The sequence below is a fragment of the Streptomyces sp. NPDC051740 genome (genome assembly GCF_044453165.1).
In the GTDB taxonomy this organism is placed as follows: domain Bacteria; phylum Actinomycetota; class Actinomycetes; order Streptomycetales; family Streptomycetaceae; genus Streptomyces; species Streptomyces atrovirens.
Map to the genome: position 1 here is coordinate 216,522 of NZ_JBITCL010000013.1, position 8,813 is coordinate 225,334.

The 8,813-nt window shown below is 71.6% G+C and carries 6 protein-coding genes; 3 read left to right on the forward strand and 3 right to left on the reverse strand.

The genetic code is table 11. The features are described from left to right. Window positions 1–40: 40 nt before the first annotated feature. Entirely contained in the window at window positions 41–577 is a 537-nt protein-coding gene (locus tag ACIA6T_RS22835) for an NUDIX domain-containing protein (RefSeq protein ID WP_385057525.1), read from the forward strand. Here the strand turns inward: ACIA6T_RS22835 and ACIA6T_RS22840 are convergent. Continuing rightward, entirely contained in the window at window positions 568–2,946 is a 2,379-nt protein-coding gene (locus ACIA6T_RS22840) for a glycoside hydrolase family 31 protein (protein WP_399448287.1), read from the reverse strand. The two genes, ACIA6T_RS22835 and ACIA6T_RS22840, sit on opposite strands and share 10 nt — an antisense overlap. A gap of 213 nt (window positions 2,947–3,159) precedes the next feature. On the opposite strand from ACIA6T_RS22840, the gene ACIA6T_RS22845 reads away from it, so the two are divergent. Beyond that, window positions 3,160–5,136, forward strand: a complete 1,977-nt coding sequence (locus ACIA6T_RS22845; protein WP_399448288.1) for an acetoacetate--CoA ligase — start codon at window positions 3,160–3,162, stop codon at window positions 5,134–5,136. A gap of 99 nt (window positions 5,137–5,235) precedes the next feature. Next, window positions 5,236–6,123 carry a hypothetical protein gene (locus ACIA6T_RS22850; RefSeq protein ID WP_399448289.1) on the forward strand — a complete coding sequence of 296 codons (888 nt, stop codon included), beginning with the start codon at window positions 5,236–5,238 and terminating at the stop codon, window positions 6,121–6,123. Between the two features lie 78 nt (window positions 6,124–6,201). Here ACIA6T_RS22850 and ptsP read toward each other — a convergent pair whose 3' ends face one another. Further along, window positions 6,202–7,872 carry a phosphoenolpyruvate--protein phosphotransferase gene (gene ptsP / locus ACIA6T_RS22855; RefSeq protein ID WP_399448290.1) on the reverse strand — a complete coding sequence of 557 codons (1,671 nt, stop codon included), beginning with the start codon at window positions 7,870–7,872 and terminating at the stop codon, window positions 6,202–6,204. Between the two features lie 77 nt (window positions 7,873–7,949). Further along, on the reverse strand, window positions 7,950–8,399 hold the full coding sequence (locus ACIA6T_RS22860) for a PTS glucose transporter subunit IIA (protein WP_030867976.1): 450 nt from the start codon (window positions 8,397–8,399) through the stop codon (window positions 7,950–7,952). Window positions 8,400–8,813: the final 414 nt, after the last annotated feature.

The following is an 8,813-nucleotide window of genomic DNA, read 5'->3' on the forward strand; positions in this document are numbered from 1 at the left end:
CCCCGGAGACGCCCCCACCGTGATCGGATACGGTCCGCGCGTGTCCGAAACTCATGCCATGGCTCCCAACTCCGCGCCGGACTCGCACTGTTCGAGCTGCGGCACGGCCTTCGGAGAGGGCGTCTCCGGCTGGCCCCGCACCTGCCCGTCCTGCGGCACCGTCGCCTACCGCAACCCGCTGCCGGTCGCGGTCGCCCTCCAGCCCGTGTACGACACACAGGGCACCGGCCTCGTCGTCATCACCCGCACCATCGCACCCGCGCGCGGGCGTACGGCCCTGCCCGGCGGCTACATCGACGACCGGGAGGACTGGCGCCAGGCCGTCGTCCGTGAACTCGAGGAAGAGACCGGCATCAGCGCGGCGAGCCGTGACGTACGGCTCGCCGACGCCATGAGCTCACCCGACGGACACCTGCTGCTGTTCGGACTCCTCCCGGAACGCCCCGCGGAAGACCTGCCGCCCTTCACCGCCACCGACGAGACCGAGGACCGCCACCTTCTGCGCCGCCCGGAGGAACTCGCCTTCCCCCTGCACACCCTGGCCGCACGGGCCTGGTTCGAGGGCCGCTACATCTGACCCCCGCCGGCGCCCACCCCGCGGACGCGCACCGGGCAGGACGGCCCGACCCCGCCGTCCTCGCCCTCCCGCTCCACGACGACCCGCGGACCCGACCACCGAACCATGTAACGCTCGATCTCCGGCTCCTCCCACCCCTCGCCGGCGTCCGGCACCGCCAGCCCGCTCCCGGTCCGCCCCCGGGCCGGTGCCCACACCTCCAGCTCCGGACCGCCGTCCTCCCCCAGCACCGGAAGAACGGCGCCTCCGCGCGCGAACACCGGTATCCGTCCCAGCGGCGCGTCGACCCACACCCGGGCCGGCCCGTCGTACGCCCGTCCCGTCGCCGTGTCGTACCACCGCCCGCGCGGCAGCCGGACCGCCCGCCGCTCCACACCCGGCGCGAGCACCGGCGCCACCAGCAGACAGTCACCGAGCAGAAAGGCGTCCTCGCAGTCGCGCAACGCGCGCTCCTCGGGCGCCGACCACCACAACGGCCGCACGTACGGCGCTCCGGTACGCCGGGCCAGATGAGCCAGCGTCATGAAGTACGGCAGCAGCCGCCGGCGTTCGACGAGCGCCACGCGCGCGTGCTCGAGAACGTCCGCGCCGAACTCCCACGGCTCACCCCGGCCCGCCCGCACCCCGGCACGGGTGCGGAAGAACGGAAGATAGGCCCCCAACTGGAGCCCGCGCAGATACAGCTCGGGCGACGCCTCCCCGTCGAAGCCGCCGACGTCCGGGCCCGCGTGGGGAACACCGCACAGGCCCAGCCCCAGCACCACCGACAACGCCGCCCGCAACCCGGGCCACCCCGTCCTCACCCCGCCCGACCACACCCCGCCGTGACGCTGCATACCGGCCCACCCGGAACGCGAGAGCACGAACGGCCGCTCGGAGGGCGCCCGCTCCCGCAGTCCCTCGTACGCCGCCCGGGCCATGCACAGCCCGTACACGTTGTGCGCCTCACGATGGTCACCGCCGCGCCCGTCCAGCGCGTGACGCGCCGACCGCGGCAGCGTCGGCTCGCCGAAGGCCGCGAAGGACGTCGGCTCGTCCATGCTGTGCCAGACGCCCGCGAACCCCTGCGCCAGCCGCTCCGTGTACAAGCCACCCCACCACGCACGCACGCGCGCGTGCGTGAAGTCCGGAAAGACCACCTCCCCGGCCCATCCGACCCCTTCCACGACCTCCCCGGAGGCGTCCCGCACGAACGCGTCCCGCCCCACCCCCTCGTCGTACACGGGGGTGCCGGGCGCCGCGCCGACCGCCGGACCGACGACCGACACCAGCCTGATCCCCTCACGCCGCAGCTCGTCCGCGAGAACCGGCAGCTTGGGGAACCGCTCCTGGTCCACCGTGAACACCCGACGGGCATCGAAGTGATCGACGCCGAGGTGCACGGCGTCGAGCGGCAGCCCGTGCTCCCGGTACCCCGCGACGATCCGCCGCACCTCCTCCTCGCCACCGGAAGACCCCCGCGCGTGATGGTGACCGAGCGCCCACGCGGGCGGCAGCGCCGGCGCACCGGTGAGCGAGGCCCAGGCGAGCAGCACCCGCGCGGGAGCACCCACCATCACCCAGCAGCGCAGCGGGCCACCGTCCACGCGCAGCTCACTCGTCCCGGCCCGGTCGTGCCCCGAACCGGCACCCTCCTCGCCCTCCCGCAGCGTCACGGTGCCGTCCCACGCGTTGTCGTAGAACACCAGATGCGTGCCCGCGTCGGCCACCACCATCTGCACCGGCATCGTGACGGACAGCGGATCGTCGCCAGGGCCGACGGCACGACCGGGCGCGGCGTTCCACAACCTGTACGCGCCGTCCCGCAGCCGGAGACCCGACGCACGCCCCCCGAGCCCGAAGAAACGCGCGTCGGCCGGCACCTCGGACCGCTGCATCCAGCGCGCGGCACCACCGCCCACCGGCTCCCACCACCGCGGCGGCAGATCGCGCCGCAGCATCACACCCCCCGGGGTGAGCACCTCCACCGCGCCGTGCCGCGAGACCACCACCGTCACCCGCTCGGCCACCACCCGCCAGCCACCGTCCTTGTCCGGCTCCAGCGCGGCCCGCGGATCCGGATCGGGACAGCGGCCGGCCAGCGCGTACGAAGGCTCCGGAGCAGCCCCGTCCCAGCCCCAGAAGACCGCCCCGTTCACCGCCACGAAGATCCGCAGCTCCGAGCGGCCGAACCTGATCAGCCCGCCACCGAGCCCCGGTTCCACCTCCCGCACGGTCCCGGGCACCCGCGCCCGCACCGGCTCCCGCGGCGGCAGCCCGGTGGCGTCGGCACGCCGCCTGCGCCACGCTGCCCGTACGGTACGCAACCCCTGAGCCGCCCCCACCGAACCGACCGATTTCACCGAACGCACCAGGTCACGACCGTCCATGCTGATCACCCTGCCATTGACCGCGCCCCTCATGTGTGTCGTTCAACTGCCGTTCACCCGTGATCGGAGCACATCTCCACGACACGGACTATGTGGGGGACGCCCTGGTGCGGAAGTCGATCACATGGCATCGTCCCTGTCAGCCGCGTCACGCGCACACCCCAGCCCGTGCGCGGAGGACGCACACGACGCGCACAGTCCGGGAGCCGCCCCATGTCGACCGTGAACCCCCAGCCGCTCTGGCAGCCGAGCCGGGACCAGATCGCCCAGGCACGGATCACCACGTTCCAGACGTGGGCCGCCGAACACCACGGCGCTCCCGCCGACGGCGGCTACGCGGCGCTCCACCGCTGGTCCGTGGACGAGCTGGACACCTTCTGGAAAGCGGTCACGGAGTGGTTCGACGTCCGTTTCTCGACCCCCTACGCGCGCGTGCTGGGCGACCGCTCGATGCCCGGCGCCCAGTGGTTCCCCGGAGCCACGCTGAACTACGCCGAGCACGCGCTGCGCGCCACCGCCTCCCGCGCGGACGAAGCCGCGCTGCTGCACGTCGACGAAACCCATGACCCCCGCCCCGTCACCTGGGCCGAGCTGCGCCGCCAGGTCGGCTCCCTGGCGGCCGAACTGCGCTCCCTCGGCGTGCGCCCCGGAGACCGCGTCAGCGGTTACCTCCCGAATATCCCGCAGGCCGTCGTCGCCCTCCTCGCCACGGCGGCCGTGGGCGGCGTGTGGACCTCCTGCGCACCCGACTTCGGCGCCCGCAGCGTCCTCGACCGCTTCCAGCAGGTCGAACCCGTCGTCCTGTTCGCCGTCGACGGCTACCGCTACGGCGGCAAGGAACACGACCGCCGCGACGTCGTCGCCGAACTCCGCCGCGAACTGCCCACCCTGCGCGCCGTCGTGCACATCCCCCTGCTCGGCACCGAGGCCCCCGACGGAGCCCTGGACTGGTCCGCCCTCACCGCCGCGGACACCGAACCGGTCTTCGAACAGGTGCCCTTCGACCACCCGCTGTGGGTGCTCTACTCCTCCGGCACCACCGGACTGCCCAAGGCGATCGTCCAGTCCCAGGGCGGCATCCTCGTCGAACATCTCAAGCAGCTCGGACTCCACTGCGACCTGGGCCCCGAGGACCGCTTCTTCTGGTACACCTCCACTGGCTGGATGATGTGGAACTTCCTCGTCTCCGGCCTCCTGACCGGAACGACGATCGTCCTGTACGACGGCAGCCCCGGCTTCCCGGACACGGGCGCCCAGTGGCGCATCGCCGAACGCACCGGCGCCACCCTCTACGGCACCTCCGCCGCCTACGTGATGGCCTGCCGCAAGGCCGGCGTGCACCCCTCGCGCGACTTCGACCTCTCCGCGGTGAAGTGCGTCGCGACCACCGGCTCACCCCTGCCCCCCGACGGATTCCGCTGGCTGCACGACGAGTTCGCCGAGAACGGGGCCGACCTGTGGATCGCCTCCGTCAGCGGCGGCACGGACGTCTGCTCCTGCTTCGCCGGAGCCGTACCGACCCTCCCCGTCCGCATCGGCGAGCTCCAGGCCCCCGGCCTGGGCACGGACCTGCAGTCCTGGGACCCCAGCGGCAAGCCCCTGACCGACGAGGTCGGCGAACTCGTGGTCACCAACCCGATGCCCTCCATGCCGATCCACTTCTGGAACGACCCCGACGGCACCCGCTACCACGACAGCTACTTCGACACCTACCCCGGCGTCTGGCGGCACGGCGACTGGATCACCATCACCTCCCGCGGTTCCGTCGTCATCCACGGCCGCTCCGACTCCACGCTCAACCGCCAGGGCGTCCGCATGGGCTCCGCCGACATCTACGAAGCCGTGGAACGCCTCCCCGAGATCAGGGAATCCCTCGTCATCGGCATCGAACAGCCCGACGGCGGCTACTGGATGCCCCTGTTCGTCCACCTGGCACCCGGAGCCACCCTCGACGACGACCTGCGCGGCCGCATCAAGAAGACCATCCGCGAGCAACTGTCACCGCGTCACGTCCCCGACGAGATCATCGAGGTACCCGGCGTCCCGCACACCCTCACCGGCAAACGCATCGAGGTCCCGGTCAAGCGACTCCTCCAGGGCACCCCGCTGGAAAAGGCGGTCAACCCGGGCTCCATCGACAACCTCGGCCTGCTCGCCTTCTACGAGGAACTCGCCCGCAAGCGCGCCTGACCGTCCCGGTGACAAGGCCGTCTCCCCCTCGGCCCACGCCGTTGTCAGTGCCGCCGATTACTGTGAGTGAGCATTGATCGACCGTGCACAGGGGGAGACATGACCTACACCGATCACCGAACCTTGCGACGCGTCCTGCGCCGCGAAGTCGCGGGCACCATCGGCCTGCTGGCTGACGAGCACGACTTCCGCGCCATGCGGCGCTACGACAGCTTCGTCTTCGACGACCACACCACCTACCTCAAACACATGGAAGCCGTCCTCAGGACGCGCGCGCTGCAAGGCAGCCACACCACGGTGGCCCTCTTCGACCCCGAGGACTACGCCGAGTACTGCGCGGAAACGGGCCTCGACCCCGACAGCCGTACCAGCCGCACACGGTTCACGGCCGCACTCGCCTCCACCGGCCCCACGGTCCCCTACGACGGCCGCCCACTGGCCGACCTCCTGCCCACCCTCGTCGACGAGGCCGTACGCCACGCCACCTGGGAGTACGCGACCACGCTCCTCGCCCGCCTCGGCACCTGCGCCTCGTGCGGCGAGGACCTGGGCCGCGCCGCCTTCATCCGCGCCTCGCACCTCCTCGTCCGCATCCTCGACACGGCCCCACCCGGCGAGCGGCACCTCGTGTGCAGCGTCTCCGGAGCACCCGAAACGCTCGTCGCCGTCCTGCACGCCGACGACATCGCCGGCCGCTTGGAACTCGACGAGTCCGAAGCCCTCGAATTCACCACTGTCCTGGCCGTCGGCCTCGCCACCGAGAGCCCCGGCGGACTGGTCATGCGGACCAGCAAACCCGGCAGCCCCGACCGTGTCCACGGCTGGCGACTGCGCGCCTACGGCCTCGACCCTCTCACCGCCGGCGAGGTCTTCGACGCCTACTGCACCGACGCAGAGTCCGGAGACCTCATCTCCCCGGAGTCCAACGTCGACTACTGCGAGCCGCCCGACCTCGGCGAGGGACCGGGCCCGGCCCACCGCCACTGAGCCGGAAACGCCCGAGGGGCACCCCACCTCCAGGTGGAGCGCCCCCGGGGACACCCGTCGCCGACCGGCCCGGTCCGGCTACTCGCCCGACAGCACCGCCTGAGCGGCGGCACGGGCATCCGCGGCACTGTCCGCCGCCCGGGCCGCCGCGGCGGCCCGCTCACACTGCGCCAGCGTGAACTTCGCCAGCGACGCCCGTACGTACGGAATGGACGCCGCCCCCATGGAGAGAGAGGTGACACCCAGACCGGTCAGCACACACGCGAGCAGCGGGTCGGAGGCGGCCTCACCGCAGACACCACAGCTCTTGCCCTCGGCCTTCGCCGCCTCGGCGGACAGCGCCACCAGGTCGAGCAGCGCGGGCTGCCACGGATCCTGCAGCCGGGAGACCGCACCCACCTGACGGTCCGCGGCGAACGTGTACTGCGCGAGGTCGTTCGTGCCCAGCGACAGGAACTCCACCTCCTGCAGCACCGAGCGCGCCCGCAACGCGGCCGACGGAATCTCGACCATCGCGCCGAACTTCGCCCGCAGCCCCGCCTCCCGGCAGGCGTCCGCGAAAGCCTTGGCATCGGCTCGGTCCGCCACCATCGGGGCCATGACCTCGAGGTGGACGGGCAGCCCGTCGGCGGCCTTGGCCAGCGCCGTCAGCTGCGTACGCAGTACCTCGGGGTGGTCGAGCAGCGTCCGCAGACCGCGCACGCCCAGCGCCGGGTTCGGCTCGTCCGCCGGAGTCAGGAAGTCCAGCGGCTTGTCCGCGCCCGCGTCCAGCACCCGCACCACGACACGGCCCTCGGGGAACGCCTCGAGCACCTGACGGTAGGCCGCGACCTGCTTCTCCTCGGAAGGAGCCTTCTTGTCGTCGTCCAGGAACAGGAACTCGGTACGGAAGAGGCCGACGCCCTCGGCGCCCGCCTCGACGGCGGCCGGCACATCCGCCGGACCACCGATGTTGGCCAGCAGCGGCATCTTGTGACCGTCGGCGGTCGCACCGGGCCCGGTCGACGCCGCCAGCGCCGCCTTGCGCTCGGCCGCCGCCGCCTCGAGCCGAGCCTTCTTCTCGTCACTCGGGTCCACGAAGATCTCGCCGGTGCTGCCGTCGACCGCTATCAGCGTGCCCTCGGCGAGTTCACCGGCACCGGGCAGGGCGACCACGGCCGGGACACCGAGAGCGCGGGCCAGGATCGCGCTGTGGCTGGTCGGGCCACCCTCCTCGGTCACGAAGCCGAGCACCAGCGTCGGGTCGAGCAGCGCCGTGTCCGCCGGCGCGAGATCACGGGCCACGAGGACGTACGGCTCGTCGCTGTCCGGCACACCCGGCATCGGCACCCCGAGCAGCCGCGCGACGATACGGTTCCGCACGTCGTCGAGGTCGGCCACGCGGCCCGCCAGATACTCACCGGCATTCGCGAGCAGCTCGCGGTACGCGGCGAACGCGTCGTACACCGCACGCTCAGCGGTGCTGCCGACGGCGATGCGTCGCTCCACGTCGGCCATCAGCTCGGGGTCCTGAGCCATCATGGCCTGCGCCTCGAGCACCGCCTGGGCCTCGCCCCCGGCGAGGTTGCCGCGCGCCATCAGATCGGCCGCGACCGCCTCCACGGCCTTGCGGGCGCGCCCTTGCTCGCGCTCCGCCTCCTCCGCCGGGATCTGCTTGGCCGGCGGCTCGAGCACCGCTGTACCCATGTGCCGTACCTCGCCGATCGCCACACCGTGGCTGACACCGACGCCTCGCAGCGTTGTCTCCATCTCACCCGTCTCCGGTAGAGCGGCGGGCTCCGCCGCCGCGTTGGCTGTCCTGGTGGCCGTCACGTGACGGCGCCGTGTCACTTCCAGAGGAAGAGGGTGTCGCCGGCCTTCACATCACCGTCGTCACGAAGCTCGGAGAGAGCGTCCGCCGTGGCCTCCAGGGCAACGACCGGGCACACCGGGGACTTGCCGGCGGCCTCGACGGCGGCCGGGTTCCAGCGCACGATGCTCTGCCCGCGCGTCACGGTGTCCCCCTTGTTGACGAGCAGCTCGAAACCCTCGCCGTTGAGCTGCACGGTGTCGATGCCGAGGTGCGTGAGCACGCCGTGTCCGTTCTCGTCGACGACGACGAACGCGTGCGGGTGCAGGGAGACGATCACACCGTCGACGGGGGATACGGCCTCGGAGGGCTCCCGCGCGGGGTCGATCGCCGTACCTGGGCCGACCATGGCCCCGGAGAAGACCGGGTCGGGCACGGACGCCAGTCCAATGGCCCGCCCTGCAAGCGGGGACGTCACGGTGGTCATGGGAAGCCTCCCAGGCGTGGAGATCTGTACGTACGCCGCCGTCACTGCCTGCCTCCGGCGCGCTGTTCAGCAGCGTATGTCATGTGACGTACCGGTTCCGGGGGACAGGTCCGGATCAGTGGTCTAGACGAGAGGACTAGACCACCCACTCTAGTCGATTTGCACGTGGTCCGCGACCCCGTGTAGAGTCGTACTCCTGCTCGGGAATGAGCGGCGCGAACAGATGCCCCTGACTCGACAGCAATCCAACTTGTCAGATCCTAACTTTGGATCACTTTCTGCGTGTCCGCAGGAGCGTGGTCAGAGGGCCGGAAAAACACTGATAGAGTCGGAAACGCAAGACCGAAGGGAAGCGCCCGGAGGAAAGCCCGCGAGGGTGAGTACAAAGGAAGCGTCCGTTCCTTGAGAACTCAA

Excerpts from the sequence above, each read along its gene's own strand:
- ACIA6T_RS22840 (WP_399448287.1), bottom strand. The coding sequence starts at position 2,946 with ATGGACGGTCGTGACCTGGTGCGTTCGGTGAAATCGGTCGGTTCGGTG.
- ACIA6T_RS22845 (WP_399448288.1), top strand. The coding sequence starts at position 3,160 with ATGTCGACCGTGAACCCCCAGCCGCTCTGGCAGCCGAGCCGGGACCAG.
- ACIA6T_RS22850 (WP_399448289.1), top strand. The coding sequence starts at position 5,236 with ATGACCTACACCGATCACCGAACCTTGCGACGCGTCCTGCGCCGCGAA.
- ptsP (WP_399448290.1), bottom strand. The coding sequence starts at position 7,872 with ATGGAGACAACGCTGCGAGGCGTCGGTGTCAGCCACGGTGTGGCGATC.
- ACIA6T_RS22860 (WP_030867976.1), bottom strand. The coding sequence starts at position 8,399 with ATGACCACCGTGACGTCCCCGCTTGCAGGGCGGGCCATTGGACTGGCG.